The following is a 21,076-nucleotide window of genomic DNA, read 5'->3' as shown; positions in this document are numbered from 1 at the left end:
CATCATCTATCTCTCGCGGCATAAGACCGTGAACACTACCACATTAACCCCTCGTCCTCTTACCTATCTCATTTCTTTAAACATTCTACCATGAGCAATCTTTTCGTTAAAGCGTTGCTACTGACGCTATGCCTAAGCATCAGCGGATTTGCGCAGCAAGTGACGTTTACTGGCCTGGTTCGCGACGATACCGGTCAGCCATTACCGGGTGCGACCATCGTGGTTCGTGGCACAACCCAGGGCACAACCACCAATGCCCAGGGTACATTCTCAGTTCGCGCTACAGCAACCGATGTACTGGAAATCAGTTCGATTGGTTTTCAGGGAACAACCCTGACCGTTGGCAATCGCACCAATACCGAGATTTCGCTCAAAAAAGCCGACACCATGCTCGATGAAGTCGTCGTGCTGGGCTACACCTCCACCCGACAGAAAACACTGACGGGTGCAGCTCAGGCCGTATCCGCAAAGGAGTTGAAAGACGTGACGGCCAACAACGTCGGTCAGTTGTTACAGGGGAAAGCAGCCGGTGTATTCGTTGGCAATAGCTCCGGCGATCCACGGACTCCGCCCAAAATCCTGATTCGGGGTGTGGGCACACTCACGGCCAGTTCCAATCCGCTTTATGTAGTGGATGGCGTTATCGGAGGCATTCCAAACCCCAGCGATATTGAATCGATAACGGTGCTGAAAGATGCATCGGCAACCGCGCTTTACGGAGCACGGGCGTCAAACGGAGTTATCGTTGTTACGACACGCCGGGGGACTTCTGGTAAAACGCAGGTTACGGCTCGATTAAACAAAGGGGTCGGGTATCTGAGTCTGGGCAACTTTCGATTGCTCGACGGTCAACAGTTGTATTCTCTCCAGAAACAGGTATTTCAGCGCGACAGGCCAACAGCCAATATCAATGATTACCTGCCTGCACCGGAAAAGAACGCTAATACCAACTGGTTCGATAAAGCCTTCAGACCCGCCAGCAACACACTGGCCGAGCTAAGTGCAGCGGGAGGCAGCGACAAATCCCGTTTTTTCCTGAGCGGCAACTATTATCAGGAAGACGGTATTTTGAAAGAAACCGGACTGGATCGTTTTGGATTACGACTCAATTTCAGCCATAACGTGAGTGAAAAGTTTCGCGTTAGCCTGAACACCGCCGGAACCTACACGCGTGGATACGATAACAGCGGTGGCTCGCTCTATGGTGCTTACACGTACCTGCCCTACGACGACCCTTACCTGAATGGCCAGCCTTATAATCCGGTAACGGGGGCTAAAACATGGTATGGTCGTGATAACGCCAACTTCATCTACAATCAGCAATACGGCACCTTCAAAGAGAACACACTTTCGGGCGATCTGCTCCTGAAAGCGGAATACGACCTGCTTCCCTGGCTCACACTGACTACGACCAACCGGGCGCAGACTTCTATTTATGCCACAGAAACCAGTCAGGATTTGCGGGGTAACAGTGCTGCCGATGTGTTCGGGCGGCTGACCAATTACACCGACCGCAGCAACACCCTGCTCACGTCCAATCTGCTTCGTTTCCGGCACAGTTTCGGAGGTGGTCATAGCCTCGACGGTTTGGCTGGCTATGAGTACCAGACATACTACTATCAGTCGCTGGGTGCTACTGGCAAGGGAATTTTTTCGGGACTCAATATTCTGGACGCAACCTCGCAGGCCGAGAGCATCAACGGCACCAAAACAGATAATGCCTTTTCGTCCTATCTGTTTCAGGCAAATTACGGCTATAACGAGAAATACCTCGTAACGACTTCGTTCCGTCGCGATGGCTCCTCGAAATTCGGGAGCAACCACAAATACGGCAACTTTTACGCCGTTGGTCTGACCTGGGTGGCTTCCAACGAAGCATTTCTGCGGAGCAATCCTACATTGAATAACCTGAAATTCCGGCTGAGCTACGGCACCACCGGTAACGCCGACGGCATCAGTGATTATGCGTCACAGGGCTTATATAACCTCACGGGTCAGTATGCCGGAGTTCCATCTGCCTATCCAACCCGCATCGAAAATCCGAATCTATCCTGGGAAGTATCGAACAACACGAATTTAGGAATTGACGCTACGTTATGGAATCGTCTGTCCGTCTCAGTCGATCTGTATAACCGCCTGACAGACAACCTGCTCTTCAATCGTCCTTTACAGGCTACAAGCGGCTATGCGTCCATTACAGAGAACGTTGGAGCCGTATTGAACCGGGGCCTTGAGGTCGTTTTATCCGCCGATATCCTTCAGAACACAGCCCTGAAATGGCGGGCCGAACTCAACGCTGGCATGAACCGCAACCGGGTTACCGCCCTCTATGGCGATCGTACTTTTGTTGCGAACAACATGCGCCCTTTCGCCATCGACCAGCCACTGAACAGTTGGTACATGCGTCGGTGGGCGGGCGTCGATCCGCAGACTGGCTCGCCACTTTGGGAAAAGGTGAATGCTGACGGCACATCGACGACAACGGGTAATTACAACGAAGCGACAATTCAGTTTATCGGCAGCAATGCCAATCCGAAACTGTTCGGCGGTATCCGTCAGGTCCTGAGCTGGAAAGGTCTTGAGCTGAATGCGTTCTTCACTTACTCGACGGGAGCGACACTGTATAACGGCGACCGCAACCTGTTCGATAATGACGGCGCGTATGACCGCTATAACCTGATGGCTTTGCAGAAAGGCTGGAGCCGCTGGGAAAAACAAGGCGATATTGCCACACACCCGAAGTACATGATTGGCGGCAACAACAATGCCCAGCGTCCTTCGTCGCGTTTTCTCGAAAATGGCAATTATCTCCGCTTACGCAACGTCAGCCTGAGCTATGAGCTACCGACGGCTTTGGTGAAAAAGGCCAGTCTTACCGGCGTCAGACTGACGGCATCGGGCGATAACCTGTTCACGATCACGAATTTTTCGGGCATTGACCCCGACGTAACAGAAACGGGCGAAGTCGGTACGAAATACCCCTTCAGCAAAAAGTTTGTTTTTGGCGTTCAACTCAGCTTCTAATCTTTCTCTGAATATGACACCTATTTTTTCACGTTTTATACTGCTGGGAAGTGTGCTGTTGGCCTCCGCCTGTAGTATCGACAAAACAGCCTACAACGGTCTTTCCGAAGAAGTTATTCTGCAAAACGCTCAGGGGCTACGGGCCGCTACAGACGGCAATTACACCTTTCTGAAAGATTCCGACTACACTCGTAACCTGTTCATTATGAACGAGTATCCGGGCGACAACCTGACACTAAGCGGCACCACGACCGACCCACTCTTTTTGACCTATACATACCGCCATACGTCAGATCAGGGCAATTCACTCCAGATTTACAGGAAAGGATATCAGGTTATTGTGGGTTGCAACAAAGTAATTGGTGCCATTAAAGAAGGCACGTCGAAAGAGCTTGATCAGCTTTTAGGCGAGAACCTGTTCCTGCGGGCTATGGTCCATTTCGATCTGGTTCGGCTGTTTGGTCGCCCTTATAACCAGAGCCCGGAAACAAATCCTGGCATTATTATCAAAACCGATACCAAAGCCGACGACGATGCCAGTCGGGCAACGGTGAAAGATGTGTACACCTTTGTCATCAATGATCTGACCAAAGCGGCCAAACTTATGACGAGTGTGCGAACGAACAGTTACGCCAGTGCAGCTGCGGCCTACGCTTTACTGTCGCGGGTATCGCTGTACATGAATGATCATGCAAATGCTATCAGCTACGCAAACTTGGTGATTGCTGATGGTCGGTTTACGCTATCAACCCCAACGCAGGTACCGGATTTCTATTCAGTTGAGAATGAGCAGAACCGGGAAATTATCCTGGCGATCAAGCATACCCTGAAAGATGACCGGGGCTTTAGCGCGATTGGCTCCATGTATTATACGTCGCCGGGTGGTGTAGGCTGGGGTGAAGTATATGCGTCTCAGGCCTACCAGGATCTGGTCAATAAGTATCCGAATGATCAACGCCGGGTTTTTCTGGTTCGTAAGCTGACGGCACAGGGACAGCAGGAAAAACGGAACGGAATCGATAAAGTGTACATTACCAAATTTTCGAATCAGGGTGGCATTCCTACGCTGAGTTCGCCTGTCCTGCTTCGCCTGTCGGAAATGTACCTGAATCGTGCCGAAGCCTATGCCAAAACGGGTGAACTGGCAAAAGCCATCGAAGACGTAAACCTTATTCGCAAACGGGCCGGATTGAGTGGAACCGACCTCTACTCGGCTACGGATCTGAAAGGACTTCCGACCGTACTGGACGTGGTGTTGCAGGAGCGACGGCTGGAACTGGCGTTTGAAGGCCACCGCCCCTACGATTTGTACCGCAACAACCTGAGTCTGACTCGAAACTACCCCGGCTACCACAATACCCAGACCGGCCAGCAAACCGTTGCTCCCGACGACAAACAACTTGTCCATCTGATTCCGGAAGCAGAGATTACCCTGAACCGCAATCTGAAGCAAAATCCATTATAAGTTTGCCGCAACCAGCCATATGCTGGTTGCGGCAATTTACCTTATCTAAATCTGGACCATCCATGCAAACAGGTATCGTCACGTTTCTATATGCTTTCGCGGTGTCGGTAGCCTGCGCATCCAACGAACCGGATACAGCGGCAAAATCGTCGGCTTTGCCAAATCTGTCCGACACGACACTATCCATTCCACTTGCCGGAAATGGATTCATTACACATACTGTTTCGGGTGGATCTGAGGTAATAACAGCTCAGGGTCTGACCAATTGGCGTAATTCGGAAAGTAAGGCCAGCGTTTATTTCCGACTGGATAAAGCTGAAAAAATTGCCGTTTCCCTACGGGCGAAAGCGCCATCGGGAACGAGCACGATCAGGGTTTCGGTCAATGGCAAACCATTCTCGGTCAGTCTGACAGCGTCTGACTTCCAAACGATACCCGTCGGATCGATCGCGATTCCTGCTGCCGGATACGTCAAAGTCGATTTGCAGGGCGCCCATAAATCCGGCGATTCATTTGGTGAGATTTCTGACCTGATCATCACCGGACCTGCGGCCAATTCCACGATCGTTTTCGCTAATGATCCGGCAAATTATTATTGGTCACGACGAGGGCCTTCCGTTCATCTCAAATATGCCCCTCCGGCTGCTACTGATGTGGAGTGGTTTTATAACGAAATAACGGTTCCAACTGGCGAAGACAACATAGGCTCGTATTACATGGCCAATGGTTTTTCGGGTGGCTACTTTGGTATTCAGGTAAATAGCGCAACGGAACGACGCGTCCTTTTTTCGATTTGGGACCCTTCAGCAGGCAAGACTACACTCGTCCGGAAAGGGCCCAACGTCACCGACAATGGATTCGACGGTGAAGGAACTGGCGGGCAGAGCTATCTGAAATACAACTGGAAAGCCGGAACTACCTACAGGTTTTTGACTCATGGCGTACCGGATGGGTCAGGAAACACCCTGTTCTCATCCTGGTTCTTCGCTCCGGAAGTCGGGAACTGGCAGTTTATTGCGACCTGGAAAAAGCCCAATACAACCACCTACCTAACCGGCCTTTACTCCTTTCTGGAAAACTTCATCGATAAGGTTGGGTATACCGGGCGCAAAGCTTTTTATACGAATCAATGGATCAGGAGTACGACTGGCAACTGGATCGAACTGGCATCGGCTACGTTTACGGGGGATGCAACGGCCAAAAACAGGCAGCGACTGGACTACGCGGGTGGGGTCGAAAACGGCCAATTCTTCCTGCAGAATGGAGGTTTCTTCGCCAATCCTGTTCCATTGAACAAATCCCTCAGCCGTCTATCAACGGGTCTGCCCCCTGCGGTCGATTTAAACTCACTGCCCAACATACATCCCTAAACGCTTCATTTGCTTCGTTTTAGTTGATCAGAATACGCTTAGCTTTCCTGTGAATGAATAAACTATCCATTTATGCCTCAACGCCTGGTCGAATCTGCCTATATGGTGAACACCAGGATTATTTGGGACTGCCCGTCATTGCCAGCGCTATTTCGTGCCGAATTTACCTAACCGGCGAGCGCATCGACCAGCCAATTGTCCGACTACGTTTACCCGACATTGGCGGTCAGGAACAAATTAACCTAACCGATCTACCTCTGACTTATCGGCACGATCGAGATTATTTCCGTAGTGCTATTAACGTGTTGCATCGAGCCGGGTTTCAATTTAGTCAGGGAATAGACGGTGAAGTCAGTGGGCAGATTCCGATTAACGCGGGTACTTCAAGCTCGTCGGCCCTGCTGGTTACCTGGCTAAATGTGCTGAGCCAACTGGCCGATAACCCCCAGATGCTTCTTCCCAAACGACTTGCAGAGCTTGCCTATATGGCCGAAGTTCTTGAATTCGGCGAACCGGGAGGTATGATGGACCACTATTCTACGGCACTCGGCGGTATAATTTACCTGGAATCGAAACCGTTTATCCGACTAAAAACCTACCGTGCTGCTTTAGGAACGTTCGTTCTGGGCGATTCGGGAGAGCCGAAAGATACCATCGGCATTCTGGGACGGGTGAAACACGGTATGTTGCGGATTGTAAAGCAATTAACGGTTCTGAATCCAGCTTTTTCATTACATACGACCAATATCGATGAAGTAAAAAAGTACCGAAATTTTCTAACAAAAGACGATTATATACTTCTGAAAGGAACACTCTCGAATCGTGATATTCTTCAGGAAGCCCTGGCCCTGATTCAGTCGTCCGACCAGTCGGTCGCACCGCTCAATGATATTCGGCTTGGGCAGTTACTCACTGCCCACCATGCCAATCTTCGCGATGCGCAGCGAATTTCGACCCCCAAGATTGACCGGATGCTCGATGCTGCACTGACTGCGGGAGCGCTGGGCGGAAAGATTAACGGCTCGGGCGGGGGCGGGTGTATGTTCGCCTATGCGCCCGATAATGCCGAACACGTAGCTGAAGCGATCGAACGGGAGGGCGGACGAGCCTACATTGTCAATGTAGATGAAGGAACTACTCAACTACAGCAACCAGCACCAGTGAGAGCGTCCGGCAGTCGGTTATCAACGAAGTAACAATTTTTGCAGATGTGTATAGGTAATTAAATTATCTGGGTAGCTTTGCTATAAGTAATAGCTTACCCCGATCCTTTAATTACCTTTTATTATCTCTGATTAAGCTCTAATTCGATGAATAACATTGCTGTGTTGCTACGCACAATTACGTTAATTGCCTTGACTCTAGCCAGCGCGGCAGTAATCGCTCAGATTACCAAAGCGGATGAACACCAGACAGCCCAACGGCCAAATGTTGTCCTGATCTATGCCGACGACCTTGGTTATGGCGACCTAAGCTGTTATGGATCGACCAAAGTCAAAACACCAAACATAGACCGGCTGGCCAGTCAGGGATTGCGCTTTAAGAATGCCTATGCAACCTCGGCCACCTGTACTCCCTCGCGCTATTCGCTCATGACGGGTGAATACGCTTGGCGTCAAAAAGGTACGGGCATTGCACCGGGCAATGCCTCACTAATTATCAAACCGGGGCGTAGTACATTGCCCGGCGTCTTCAAAGCTGCTGGCTATCAAACTGCATCCGTGGGTAAATGGCATCTGGGCCTGGGTGGCCCCGAAGGACCGGACTGGAATGGTGACCTTAAACCCGGCCCCGTGGAACTGGGATTTACCCGCTCGTACATCATGGCCGCTACCGGCGATCGGGTGCCATGCGTGTACGTGGAAAATCACCGGGTAGTGAACCTTGATCCAAAAGACCCGATTCAAGTCGATTACAAACAAAAGATCGGCGATGAGCCAACGGGCCGCGAAAACCCCGACAAGCTAAAGATGAAACCCTCGCATGGCCATGATATGACCATCGTCAATGGCATTAGCCGCATTGGCTACATGACGGGTGGCAAATCGGCTCTCTGGAAAGATGAAGACATGGCCGATGTATTCACCAAACAGGCCGTTCAGTTTATTGAGTCCAGTCAAAAAAATCGAGCGTCGGCCCAGCCATTCTTTCTTTACTTCGCAACCCACGATATTCATGTTCCACGCGTTCCGCACCCTCGGTTCGTTGGTAAAAGCGGACTTGGAGCCCGCGGAGATGCTCTCCTCGAATTCGATTGGGAAGTGGGTGAAATCCTGAAAACGCTCGATCGCTTACAACTGACAAACAACACGCTGGTGCTGCTTTCGAGCGACAATGGTCCGGTTGTTGACGATGGCTATCAGGATCAGGCCGTACAAAAACTGAGTGGGCACCGGCCCGCCGGACCGTTGCGGGGCGGAAAATACAGCGCCTTTGAGGCCGGAACCAGAGTACCGTTGCTCGTGCGCTGGCCGGGCACGGTAAAACCCGGCCAATCAGACGCTCCCATTAGCCAGATTGATTTTCTGGCTGATTTTGCCGCTCTTTTAGGACAGCCATACAATCACACGGACGCGCCGGACACAGAAAATCAACTCAATGCACTACTTGGTCGCGATCCGGCTGGCCGTGCCGAGATTGTTGAACATGCCGGAACGTTGTCCATTGTTCAGGGAACATGGAAATACATCGACCCCAGCGACGGTCCAGCCTTTGAAAAATTCACCTCAACCGAACTGGGAAATAACCCAAAGCCGCAACTGTATAATCTGGCAAACGATCTGGGCGAAAAACGAAATGTTGCCAGTCAATATCCTGAACGGGTTCAGCAACTAAAACAACGACTACAGGAAATCCGACAGAAAGCCATGCAATAATCGTAGCTGATTCGTAGCTGGATTATGGCTTAGCGTTGTTTTTAGGATATACTGTGAAGGTAAAAAACAGTAGTAGTGCTGGCAATTAGGCTTTATCTACTATTCTTAAAACCTTACGTTATGTTCAAATCTGCTTATCCCCTGGGCGTATTGCTTGGGTTATCGCTTTCCGTAACCGGCGTTTCTGCCCAATCACGTAAACCGCTGTATACCTTTCCCTTAGGCGTCGAAGCCTATACCTACCGGGCCTATTTCCCCAAAGATGTTGTGGCCACACTGGACACGATCAAGGCTTTGGGCTTTACAGAAATGGAGGGTGGCACACCAAAGGGTGTAACAACCGAAGAGTACCGAAAAATGCTGGATAAGCGGGGCATAAAGATGGTTGCTACTGGAGCCGGGTACGAGCAAATTGTGAAAGAGCCTGAAAGCATCGTCAAAAGCGCTAAAATTCTAGGTGCTTCCTACGTCATGGTCGCCTGGATACCGCACGAAAAGAGCAACTTCACTATTGAGAACGCAAAGAAAGCCGTCGAGGATTTCAACCGGGTGGGTAAAATCCTGAAAGACAACGGCCTGACGTTTTGCTACCACAACCACGGCTACGAATTCGGGCCGTATCAGAATGGAACCCTTTTCGACTATATTGTTCAAAACACGAACCCGCAGTACGTATCCTTTGAACTGGATATTCTATGGGCCCAGCACGGTGGTGCCGACCCGGTCGCGCTATTGAACAAATATGGAAGTCGCTGGAAACTCATGCACCTCAAAGACCTTAAAAAGGGTATCAAAGGTGACCTCAGCGGTGGCACTCCGCCCGAAAATGACGTTGTTCTGGGCAAGGGTCAGGTAGATATGCCGGGCGTATTGAAGGCTGGCAAAAAAGTAGGTATCAAGCATTATTTTATTGAGGATGAAAGCAATCACGAAGATGTTCAGGTTCGCCAGAGCATTGCATATCTGAAAAATTTAAAAGAGTAGTGGATTTTTTTTAATTCCTCAGCATAACAACAACTTCCCGAAAGCATGACGCTTTCGGGAAGTTGATTTTTACCCCATTCAGACAAATGCAAATCCGCCTGGCTGGTCACCTGTCCATCTTACTATTTCTATTTGGCTACCCACTCATCGGGCAGCCTGTAATCGGCAAAGGTGATCGTATAACCGGATCAAACATTGCCACCCGAAGCCCGGTACTTGGAAAACATGGCATGGTTGCAACGAGTCATCCACTCGCCACACAGATCGGCCTGGATGTGCTTAAACAGGGCGGAACTGCAGTTGATGCGGCCATCGCGGCCAATGCGGCACTGGGTGTTATTGAACCCAATAATGGTGGTATCGGTGGCGACCTGTTCGCGATTGTCTGGTCGGCTAAAGACCGCAAATTGTATGGACTCAATGCCAGCGGCCGTTCGCCAAAAGGTTTATCCTATGAAGCCCTAAAGACGGTTCTGGGCCAACGGGCGCAGATTCCACTGTACGGTCCACTTTCCGTTTCGGTGCCCGGAGCCGTAGACGGCTGGTTTCAGTTGCATAAGCGCTTTGGCAAATTACCCGTTTCAAAGTTGCTTGCGCCCAGCATTCGCTACGCGCGCGAAGGCGTTCCGGTTCCGCAGGTGATTGCCTACTCCTGGCAGGTTGCCGCCCGGCGGTTGGCGGACAATCGGGCCGACATTACTGAATTCGATAACTTTCGCAAAACGTTTCTTATTGATGGAAAGGCTCCAATAGAAGGGCAGGTATTTCTGAATCCGGATCTGGCTAGTACGTACGAAAAAATTGCCAGCGGTGGCCGGGATGCATTCTATAAAGGGACCGTTGCCGAAACGATCGACCGGTATTCCCGAAAGGCGGGCTTATATCTACGGAAAGACGATCTGGCCAGTCACCAGAGTACCTGGGTCGATCCGGTTTCTGTCAACTATCGGGGCTTTACGGTTCACGAACTTCCGCCTAATGGCCAGGGAATAGCTGTATTGCAAATGCTTACTATTCTGGAAGGCTTTGACTTGAAAAGCCTCGGGCACAATAGCGCCGATTATCTGCATTTGCTGGTGGAAGCCAAGAAATTAGCCTTCGAAGATCGGGCTCGATACTATGCCGATCCGGATTTTGCCAAAGTCCCTGTCGATGCTTTACTGAGCAAAGACTATGCCGCCCGTCGTCGCAAGCTGATCGACCCCAGAAAAGCCGCCGAACGCATCGATGCAAGCGACCCTGCCCTCCGCGCTGGTGATACGGTATACCTGACCGTAGCCGACGACGATGGGAATATGGTATCGCTGATTCAGAGCAACATGCTCGAATTTGGTAGCGGTATGGTTCCTGATGGCCTCGGTTTTGTTTTTCATAACCGGGGAACCAGCTTTACTATGCAACCCGGCCACGCCAACGTTTATGCGCCCGGCAAACGACCTTTCAATACCATCATTCCGGGCTTTGTCACAAAAAATGGCGAACCCTACCTCAGCTTTGGTGTCATGGGTGGAGCCATGCAACCGCAGGGTCATTTGCAGATTTTGTGCAACATGATCGACTTTGGTATGAACGTACAGGAAGCGGGCGATGCGGCTCGATTTAGCCATTCGGGCAGTAGTGAACCCATTGGAACAGTTATGAAAGATGGCGGTCGGCTGGCATTAGAGAGTGGTATTTCCAACGAGGTACGTACCGAGCTGGAACGCCGTGGGCATCATCTGGCCGAAACTGACTTCTTTGGGGGTTATCAGGCTATTCTGTGGGATGCTAAAAACCAGATTTACTGGGGTGCCAGCGAAATGCGTAAAGATGGTCAGGCCGCAGGTTATTAATAAAGTGACACGATCGCTTCCTATTTATCTGTAAACCGGCAGAAATTCACTGCGTGACGTTTTAGCAATTGAAAATAGATTACCCACAAAATAGATTGGGCAATCGCTATGAGGCAGTTTCTTAGCTTAGTCCATTTCTTAAAGCAATCATCCGTTTATGGACATTCCATTTAAAAAGCAAACGGCGGCTCTCTGTCTGCTTACCATCATAGTCTTTAATCCTGGTTTTCAGCACAATGCATTAAGTCAGAGTTTACCCAAAAACGTCGAATTCTGGCTAACCAACCCCGACAGATCCGCGCTATTTGCGAAGCAGCCAGGCACACTCTCATTCCGCACAACCACCGATGCGAATCCAACCATCGATATCGACGCAACAAAAACGTTTCAATCGATCGAAGGCTTCGGCTACACGTTGACGGGCGGCAGCGCCATGCTCATCAACCGGATGGACGCGAAAGCGAAAGCAGCTTTATTGAAGGAGTTGTTCTCGACAGAAGGTAAAAACATTGGCGTAAGTTATCTGCGGCTAAGTATTGGTGCATCGGATTTAGATGACCGGGTTTTCTCGTACGACGACCTTCCGGATGGTCAGACCGATGTCAGGCTTGAAAAATTCTCGCTGACCCACGACCGTATTCACCTGATTCCGGTGTTGAAACAGATTCTGGCTATTAATCCTAACCTGAAAATTCTGGGCTCACCCTGGTCTCCGCCAACCTGGATGAAGACGAATAACAACTCGAAAGGTGGTAGTCTGAAGCTCGATTATTACGACACCTATGCTCAGTATTTCGTGAAATACATTCAGGGTATGAAAGCCGAAGGTATCCGGATTGATGCCATTACCATCCAGAATGAGCCGCTGCATCCGGGCAACAACCCGAGCCTGCTGATGCTACCCACCGAGCAGGCTACGTTTATCAAGAAGAGCTTAGGGCCTGCCTTCAAAAAAGCGGGCATCGAAACCAAAATTTTCCTCTACGATCACAACGCAGACCGGCCCGACTTCCCGATTTCGATCCTGAATGATCCGGAAGCAAAAAAGTACGTCGACGGATCAGCGTTTCACCTGTATGCCGGGCCCATTGAAGCACTCACGAAGGTTCATGATGCCCATCCGGATAAGAATCTGTACTTCACAGAACAGTGGATTGGTGCACCGGGTAATCTGAAGGGCGATCTGGCCTGGCACGTGAAGACACTGATTATTGGCGCAACCCGAAACTGGAGCCGGACGGTGCTGGAATGGAACCTGGCCGCAGACCCGAAGCAGCAACCCCACACCATTGGCGGGTGTACAGAGTGCCTGGGGGCAATTACGATAGCTGGCAATATCATTACCCGCAATCCGGCTTATTACAATGTAGCCGTCGCATCAAAATTCGTACGTCCGGGTTCGATCAGGATTCAGTCCAATACGTTAGAAACGCTCCCGAATGTGGCCTTTAAAACCCCGGATGGCCAAAAAGTGGTGATTGTATTGAATACGAAAGATGTAGTACAGCCCTTCAATATCCGCGAAAACGGCAAACAGGTCAGTACATCGCTGCCAGCGGGTTCCGTTGGAACGTACGTTTGGTGATCTGGAATGGCTGTTGTTGGCTTATTTCGACCCTATCAACTCACCTATTCCAGCCGCCCCGATGCTGATTTTAGAATATAAATAACCCCAAATCAACCATTCCAATTATTTTTCTATCGTTTAGTTTAGGTGGACCCTCCTACTCCAGCAAATCGGGTCGCCGTATTCGCGTCCGTTCCAACGCCTGTTCATACCGCCACTCGTCAATTTTGGCTTCGTGGCCCGATAACAGAATATCAGGTACGCGATGACCTTCAAACTCGGCCGGACGGGTGTAGACTGGAGGGGCCAGTAAATTGTCCTGAAAGGAGTCCGTTAAAGCCGATGTTTCATCATTGAGAACACCCGGCAATAACCGGATAATAGCGTCGGAAAGCACAGCCGCGGCCAGTTCGCCACCCGACAGCACATAATCGCCGATGCTGATTTCTTTCGTTATAAATAGCTCACGAACGCGCTCATCGACCCCTTTGTAATGTCCGCAGAGGATAATTAAATTCTGACGTAACGAAAGCGAATTAGCCGTTTGCTGATTCAGTCGTTCCCCATCAGGTGTCATGTAAATAAGTTCGTCGTAGGTACGTTCGGCCTGCAAAGACCGGATACAGCGGGCAATCGGCTCGATCTGCATCACCATACCGGCTCCTCCGCCAAAGGCATAATCGTCTACCCGCCGATGTTTATCGGCTGTAAAGTCACGCAGATCATGCACGGCAATCTCCACATAACCACCCTGTTGCGCCCGCTGCAGAATTGAATGCGCAAAAAAACTGTCCAGTAATCGGGGCAGACAGGTAATAATATCAATCCTCATCGGTATCGTCTTCGTTGCCATTCACTTCCGGCTTTTCTTTGCTGTCCTCTTCCATATAGATTGCCAGCAAACCATCTGGAAGCGACACATTCAGCTTCTGATTAGCCCGGTCTACCGTTTTCACAATATCGCTATTGATGGGAATCAGGACCTCCTTACCGAGATAATCCATGGCGATCAGATCCTGAGCATTCATGGCATACACACCACGAACTGTGCCCAAAGGTCCTTCCTGCGCATCGACAACCTGATAGCCGACAATCTCATGGAAATAGAATCGGGTTTCGTCAGTAATCGGTTCCAGCTCATCGAGCGGTAAATAAGCACCGCAATTAATCAGCCGTTCGGCCTGCTCGATGGTATCTACGTCCTCGAAGGCAATAATTGCCCGACTACCTTTCACGATAGCAATGGATTCGATGAAATACGGAATCAAGTCGCCTTTCACCTCCAACAGTACCGATTCCAGATCGGCATACTCACTGGCGTTATCAACGTCTAAATAAAGAACCAGTTCACCACTTACGCCATGCGTCTTGGTGATATGGCCTACCTGATAGCAATCGTCCTTAGTCATAGGGGAAGCAGCTGAGAAGCCGCATTTTCTGGCAAAAGTACGGCTTCTGGTCGGAACGCCGACTGGTTGCCTTACTCATAAAAAGAGCCTGCTCACAAACGAACAGGCTCTTTACTAATACATTTTCCGGCTTTCCGGTATAACCGGACCGGTCGAAAAACTATTCCGCAGCAGGAGCGTCTGCAACGGGAGTTTCTTCTGGTGCAGCAGCTTCGGTAGCTGGAGCCTCTTCAACGGCTGCTTCTACAGCAGGAGCTTCGGCAACAGGTTCTTCCACTTTGTTTTTCTTAGCGATCGCTTCAGCACGCGCTTCGTTTACCTTACGCTCAGCTTCCAGACGCGCGGCACGAGCCTGCTCTTTGGTTTGCGTTTTGGTATCGGCTGAACCTGCCTTACGATTCTCTTTATCATCTTTCCAGGTTGTGAATTTCTCATCAGCCTGTTCCTGCGTGATAGCGCCTTTGTTAACGCCTACCTGCAGGTGTTTGCGATACATGATGCCTTCATGCGACAATACCGAACGGGCGGTATCGGTCGGTTGAGCACCAACTAAGAGCCAATGTACGGCCCGCTCCGACTTCAATACAACCGTCGAAGGGTCTGTGTTGGGGTTATACGAACCGATTTTCTCAATGAACCGGCCATCACGGGGCGAAGTTGATTCAGCCACGACGATGTCGTATATCGCCATTCTTTTGCGTCCACGACGCGATAAACGGATTTTAACAGCCATTTGTGCTTGTTGGTTTTGATGGGAGACGCATCTCCCCTGTAAAACGTGGCCGCAAAGGTAAGGAAAGTTTTTGAAAAAATAATGCGAACTTCCTGTCTGTAAGTGAGAATATAGAAAATTCTAGTTCTCTTTCCTACCGACAGGAGGACCGCATAACAAAAAACCTGATTGACACGAGCCTATAAGCCGGGTTCTGTCCTCCGGGGTTAACCGAATGGCTTATCATTTATCTAGGATGGTCGTCACCGGCCACCTCATTCGACCTACCCGCGTCGGCATCTGGACTATTCCCGGCTGGGATTACTCCAGAACGGGGACGAGCAGCCCCACATCCGACGCTTATTTGGTCTTTCAGCCCCTAAGGTTTATCCTGCCCCGCCGGTCGCCCGCCGGGCGGTAGGCTCTTACCCCACCTTTTCACCCTTACCAGTTCTTCAATGAGCGAATGAGCGAATTTTTGCCTGAGTGAACCGGCTTGCGCCAGCTATTCACTCAATCACTCATTATCCCATTCGCTCATTGAAAAATCGGCGGTATATTTTCTGTGACACTGGCTGTCGAACGGCCGTTCCCAGCCGTCCTCCTTCCCGTTAGGAAGTAGGGTGCTCTGCGCTGCCCGGACTTTCCTCGCCTGATTGCTCAGACGCGATAAGCCAGCTCATATCGTTCAGGTATCACAAAGGTACACCCATCGTGTCGGTTTCTCAAGCTGTCGTTCGTTGTTTACGGTTATTCACCCGATACGCTCAAAACCAAAAACTCCCGGTTCGCAGCAGAATGCTACTGATACCGGGAGTTTTCATAGCGAATCAACGAAACATCGTTGACAGCAATCCGATTAATTGGTTTTGGGATTTTTTGTCGGTGCGCTTCCGCTGGTGGGTGGATTATACACAATTTCGTTATCCGGAACGTCCCAGTAATCCAGATAGCCGTAGGTGATGGTTGCGTTTGTACTAACAACCCCGGTGCGGCTAAGCGCAACAGCTCCTTTTCGGCCTGTTTCAAGTAATCCCCAACGACGGGCATCGTAGAATGAAAGGGCACGGAACAGTAAACCGATGCGTCGTTCGCGACGTAGTTCTTCTTTAGCCGCATCCAGCGTCAGGTTTTTTCCGGCAACGGTAGCCAGACCGGCTCCCTGTGCCTTGCGAACCTCATCGATCAGGGCAAGACCTTCTTCTATCTTACCTGTATTGATCAACGCTTCTGATCTCATCAGCTGGTTTTCTTCGTACGAACTTGCCAGATATAATTCATAACCGCCTGCATTCGTGTTCGAGTACGAAATAACGGAGGCCGATCCTTCTGAACCAGACGCTCCCCGGTTGATCAGGTTCCAGCGGGTAAAGAACGCATTACCCCGTGAAGTTTCCCCGATGTAGGCCGAGCTTCTTTGCTGGAAATTATTAGACAGGCGAAGGTCACCCGTTTTAAAATCCTGAATCAACCGTTCAGAGATTTTATAGGTGTTGTTAGCGCCCGTTGTTTTCCCGGAAACAGTACCAGCCGTTGGTGACAGAAAGTCACCGGCGGCATTGGAACGTCCCGTAAAGACAAAATCAGATGCCTGCACACCATTCGTAGTCAGCGTCAGAATTTCGGCCCATTGCGCAGCTGTCATGGCGTTAACCCGCGTATTTACCAGAATATTCCGGGCTTTCATGGTATTGATATTGCGCACCCACATGGCTGGCGTCAAGATTCCTCCTTTACCAACCCGGTTAAAGCTAGGAATTAAACCCGTCATCGTAGCTGTGTAATCGGCACTGGCCGTTAAGCCAGTCAGAATAGTAGCCGCTGCATCGAAGTTTTTATTGGCTTCGGCAATCATGGCTTCTTTGGCCACATAATTACCATTTGTACCATTCAGGGCTTCACCATTTGCCTTATCGTTAATAATCCCGGCATAATAGATGGAACCGATCCGGGAATACGCATACCCTTTCCACCAGTAGGCCCAGGCTTTCAGAATGCCTTTTTTCGTATCCGCTTCGCCCGAAAACGTAGTCGCATCAATGTTGGCTAACAATGTATTAGCCGCATTGTTCATGTTATACATATAGGCCCACTCGTAGTAGATCGAGTTCTGAAAACCTGTCGAGTTGACGTTGGCTGTTATCCGGATAAAATCGATCTGCTTGCTGGGCGAGTTCGGATTCAGCAAAATCGTACCGTCATCGAGTGTAATCTGGTTTGGCGCACCAATCTGGTTAATAAAGACGTTAGCAATGTCGGTCCCGATGACGTCGCCCATCAACTCATGATTGCCAATGGCTCCCGACCAGAAATAGCCTGGCACGCCATCGTAATATTTTACGTCTTTAAAACCGGTCACGTAAAACCCTTCGCCGAAGGAAATCAGACCAGTCTCGGTTTTTAAGGCCGGTGACGAAGGCTGGTTGGGGTTTTTAACATCCAGCTGTTCTTTACAAGCTGCCATAAACCCGGAGAAAGCCAGTGTTAAGGCAAGTATCTTTAACTTATTCATAAGATCAGTTTTTTGAGATGGGGTTCCTTAAAATCCGAAGTTCAGCGAAGCCTGATACGACTTAAAGTTTGGCATCGTGCTGTGGTCAGTTCCTCTGTCCCAGGCAGAGTTCGACGTTCCTGAGCTGATTTCCGGATCAAATCCCGTGTACTTGGTAAGCGTCCAGAGATTACGCCCTGACAGAACAAGCTGAAGACGTTTAACGGCCGGAATGTTAAATACTTTAGCCAAATCAACACCCACCGAAATGTTTCTCAGACGCAGGAATGACGCATCTTCATAGAAATAATCTTTGGTACCATTGGCTGTACGCTGTGCATAAACACCCCGATAGAATGCCGTCCAGGCACCGGTTTGCCCATCAATGGTAAAGGGGTTTGCGTAATCGGAATGAATACCATCGCGGTACATCCATTCTTTCGTCTGATTGTACAGGTGGCTACCGTTTACCCAATCAAGCTGAACACCAAATGTGAGGAAGTTTTTGAAGGTCAGATCATTGATAAACGACATGTTGAATTTCGGGTTTGGATCACCGAAACTGTATTTATCCGCCGTGAAATAAGGCTGTTTAGTTGCTTTATTGACAACAAATCCATTACTGGCAACCGTATAAGCTTCCTGTTCGGCCTGTGGAATAAAGAAGTTACCGTTGGGGTCTTTTGCATCGACAGCACCTATGGTTTTGTAGCCATACAACTGCCCGATTTTCTCACCTGCTTTCAGAACATAGTTGGTGCTACCCGCATTCGATGTAACAATAATCGGAGCATCTCCACGAACGGCAATTATTTTGGAGGATTGTTTACCGAAATTGATCGTCGTATTCCATTTCAGATTAGAGCTGTGGTAAACGGTAGAATTTAACGACATCTGAAGCCCATTCGAACCTAAGGTAAAGGCATTATCGGTCAGTTTTCCGAGCCCGACAGAAGGAGCCACGTCAACCTGGTAGATGGCATCTTTTGTTTTCCGATCCCAGTAGGTAGCTGAAAGCGCAATGGCATTTAACCAGCTGCTGCCCTTAAATAAGCTAAACACCATGTCGGTTCCAATTTCCAGCTCTTCCGACACCTCCACGCCCAATGCCGGGTTACTTTGCTGATTGGCGTAATAAAATGCCGTTGTGTTCCCTACCGTTGTTGGCGTAATGGTTACGTACCGGTCGAAAGGCTGAGGCTGGATACCCGCCTGGCCATAGGCTGCCCGCAGCTTCAATTCTGGCAGGAAGCTGTTTACAGAACTATTCTGCCAGAACTTCAGCGCCGATAAGCGCAGGTAAGCATCGCCCCGTGGGAAGGTAAACGGCTTGGAGCCCTGACCAAAGGCCGATGAATAATCGCTTCGAAAACCACCTGAAATCCCGGCAAACTCACCATATTCGAACCGCTGATTCAACAAATAACCATAGGTAATAAATGGCTCTGAATAATCGCGATAGACCCGCCACGATGTAGTGTTGGCGGCATTATAGGGCGAATAAGCAGCCGGTAAACCAATGGCCGCACTGGTATATTCTTTTACCTGACTATTACGCCAGTCGAACAATGCCTGTGTGGTTGATTTGATCGGTACATTCAGGTGAAAATCTTCTTTAAAATCAAAAGAAGCCGTAGCCGTAGCCAGGAAGTTCTGGAACACTTTACTGTTCACATACTTTGTGAGGTCACCCGTATTCGTGGTGTTGTAGTTCGAAATATAGTTGGTCGATCCCTGCGTTAACCAATATTTGTTATTGGCATTATTGGCCTGGTTCATGTATTCCAGATCACGGTTCTGAGTCTGGAAATTCAACCCGTACTTCAGGTCTAAATCAACGTACTTCGGAAACTTATAATTCAGGTTCAGATTCTGAATGATGTCAACCTTATTGTCATTGTTGCGGGTATAAGCCTGCCGATACGATGGGTTCGACGCGTTGATACCAATCGTCTGGTTCATGTTAAGCGGAATAGAACCATCTGTGGTTGTCAGATCAAAATCAGCCAGTGGATACGCATTCAACAAATTATACAGAATGGTGCGGTCAGCTGACTTTAAGGTGCTCTTCGTATAGGCTAACTGCGTGATCGAACGAAGGGTAAGCCCTTTGGCCAGTTGCACCCCAATGTTGGCCGATAAGTTGCTCCGATCCCAGTATCCGTTGTTGAGAATGTTACTTTCCTGATGGCTATTGGAAGCCGATAGACCAAAATCGGCTTTCTGACTTCCTCCCGAAATGGAAACGCTGTTATTAATCGTTTGCGCCGGTTTGAAGAAATAATCAAAGTGATCGTGGTATTGCAGATTCGCGTTGTAAGGCTTGCTGTTCGTAATGGTCGGATCAGTCGAATTATATTGTACGTTTTCGGAATAAATACCATTTACCGCATCATATACGATGGGTTTACCCGACGATCCGATAATGTTATTGCTGGCATCGGTAGCAAAAGCATGGAGTTTTGCTTTGCTTAAACCGCCCACGTTCAAATATGTATTCTCGGCAATGCTGGACGAGAAATCGATATTCAATACGCCGTTTTTACCTTTTTTGGTAAACAACTGAATAACGCCGTTTGCGCCCTGCGCACCATAGATGGTAGCAGCTGCTGCCCCCTGTACTACTTCAACCCGCTCGATTGAGTTCAAATCAATCGTTTGCAGGCTGGTTGCTCCCATCTGGATACCATCAATCAGAATCATGGGTTGAGTTCCCCGGTTGATGGTGTTGATTCCACGTAACAGAATATTCACGTCAGCGCCTGGTGTACCGCTCCGGCTGGTGATCTGAGCACCCGGAATTTTACCGATAAGAGCCTGATCGACAGACGCTGAAGGTGTTTGTGGTAAATCTTTTCCACTAACGGATTCAACCGATATGGCAATTTTACGTTTGTCGGTAGCAACCCCGACCCCTGTTACGACAATTTCGGCAAGTTGTTTGGTATCCGTTGCTAATTTAACATCAATGACTGAGTTCGCTCCTATCTCAACTTCTTTGGACGCCATGCCAATGAAGGAGAACACCAAAGCCCCTTTTGCAGGGGCAGCTATCGAGTAAGTACCATTGCCATCCGTGACAGCTCCAACCGTGGTGCCTTTAACAACCACCGACACACCGGGAAGCGTTGTTCCATCTTCAGCTGAAGAGACCTTTCCCGTAATTTTCCGTTCCTGCGCCCAACAAAAAGCCCAGGTTGAGCACACCAGCAGGAGGCTCAACAGTAAATTTCTTCTCATAAATTGATTAGAGTAGATTAGGTTATAATACTTGTAGTAAGTATCCTGCAAAAGTAGGTGAGCATTTTTTTAATCCAAAGGCAATTATAAAAAAAATTATAATTTC

Annotated in this window: 13 protein-coding genes and 1 other RNA gene; 8 read left to right on the top strand and 6 right to left on the bottom strand. The window is 49.5% G+C overall.

Annotated elements, in window-relative coordinates:
- The first annotated feature begins 90 nt into the window (after positions 1-90).
- From G8759_RS17240 to G8759_RS17205, 8 genes are all read left to right on the top strand, one after another.
- Positions 91-3,024: a SusC/RagA family TonB-linked outer membrane protein gene (locus G8759_RS17240; RefSeq protein ID WP_167210068.1), complete on the top strand. Its 2,934-nt coding sequence runs from the start codon at positions 91-93 to the stop codon at positions 3,022-3,024.
- A 13-nt stretch (positions 3,025-3,037) separates the two neighbouring features.
- Positions 3,038-4,489, top strand: a complete 1,452-nt coding sequence (locus G8759_RS17235) for a RagB/SusD family nutrient uptake outer membrane protein (RefSeq protein WP_167210065.1) — start codon at positions 3,038-3,040, stop codon at positions 4,487-4,489.
- A gap of 62 nt (positions 4,490-4,551) precedes the next feature.
- Complete coding sequence (locus tag G8759_RS17230; RefSeq protein ID WP_167210063.1) at positions 4,552-5,859, top strand: DUF3472 domain-containing protein; 1,308 nt, start codon at positions 4,552-4,554, stop codon at positions 5,857-5,859.
- A gap of 53 nt (positions 5,860-5,912) precedes the next feature.
- On the top strand, positions 5,913-7,055 hold the full coding sequence (locus tag G8759_RS17225; protein WP_167210061.1) for a GHMP family kinase ATP-binding protein: 1,143 nt from the start codon (positions 5,913-5,915) through the stop codon (positions 7,053-7,055).
- 114 nt (positions 7,056-7,169) lie between these two features.
- Positions 7,170-8,735 (top strand): sulfatase family protein, encoded by a 1,566-nt coding sequence (locus G8759_RS17220; protein ID WP_167210059.1) that lies wholly within the window; start codon positions 7,170-7,172, stop codon positions 8,733-8,735.
- A gap of 120 nt (positions 8,736-8,855) precedes the next feature.
- A complete protein-coding gene (locus G8759_RS17215) occupies positions 8,856-9,719 on the top strand; it encodes a sugar phosphate isomerase/epimerase family protein (protein ID WP_167210057.1) in 864 nt (287 codons plus the stop codon).
- Positions 9,720-9,805: 86 nt separating this feature from the next.
- Positions 9,806-11,551 carry a gamma-glutamyltransferase gene (gene ggt, locus G8759_RS17210; RefSeq protein WP_167210056.1) on the top strand — a complete coding sequence of 582 codons (1,746 nt, stop codon included), beginning with the start codon at positions 9,806-9,808 and terminating at the stop codon, positions 11,549-11,551.
- 157 nt (positions 11,552-11,708) lie between these two features.
- The gene (locus G8759_RS17205) at positions 11,709-13,136 is read left to right on the top strand and encodes a glycoside hydrolase family 30 protein (protein ID WP_167210054.1); all 1,428 of its coding nucleotides are present in this window, start codon (positions 11,709-11,711) and stop codon (positions 13,134-13,136) included.
- A 139-nt stretch (positions 13,137-13,275) separates the two neighbouring features.
- Here G8759_RS17205 and trmD read toward each other — a convergent pair whose 3' ends face one another.
- From trmD to G8759_RS17175, 6 genes are all read right to left on the bottom strand, one after another.
- The gene (trmD, locus tag G8759_RS17200; RefSeq protein ID WP_167210052.1) at positions 13,276-13,950 is read right to left on the bottom strand and encodes a tRNA (guanosine(37)-N1)-methyltransferase TrmD; all 675 of its coding nucleotides are present in this window, start codon (positions 13,948-13,950) and stop codon (positions 13,276-13,278) included.
- A complete protein-coding gene (rimM, locus tag G8759_RS17195; protein WP_167210050.1) occupies positions 13,940-14,527 on the bottom strand; it encodes a ribosome maturation factor RimM in 588 nt (195 codons plus the stop codon). Before rimM ends, trmD begins: the two co-directional genes overlap by 11 nt.
- A gap of 160 nt (positions 14,528-14,687) precedes the next feature.
- Positions 14,688-15,260 carry a 30S ribosomal protein S16 gene (locus G8759_RS17190; RefSeq protein ID WP_162383937.1) on the bottom strand — a complete coding sequence of 191 codons (573 nt, stop codon included), beginning with the start codon at positions 15,258-15,260 and terminating at the stop codon, positions 14,688-14,690.
- A 166-nt stretch (positions 15,261-15,426) separates the two neighbouring features.
- Positions 15,427-15,925, bottom strand: an RNA gene (gene rnpB / locus G8759_RS17185) — RNase P RNA component class A.
- 173 nt (positions 15,926-16,098) lie between these two features.
- Complete coding sequence (locus tag G8759_RS17180; protein ID WP_167210048.1) at positions 16,099-17,751, bottom strand: RagB/SusD family nutrient uptake outer membrane protein; 1,653 nt, start codon at positions 17,749-17,751, stop codon at positions 16,099-16,101.
- Between the two features lie 27 nt (positions 17,752-17,778).
- Positions 17,779-20,970, bottom strand: coding sequence for a SusC/RagA family TonB-linked outer membrane protein (locus tag G8759_RS17175; protein WP_167210046.1), 3,192 nt, complete (start codon positions 20,968-20,970; stop codon positions 17,779-17,781).
- Positions 20,971-21,076: the final 106 nt, after the last annotated feature.

It is taken from the genome of Spirosoma aureum, assembly GCF_011604685.1.
Taxonomy (GTDB): Bacteria; Bacteroidota; Bacteroidia; order Cytophagales; family Spirosomataceae; genus Spirosoma; species Spirosoma aureum.
Note: the sequence above shows the minus strand (reverse complement) of the source record. Positions and strands in the feature narration are given on the sequence as shown.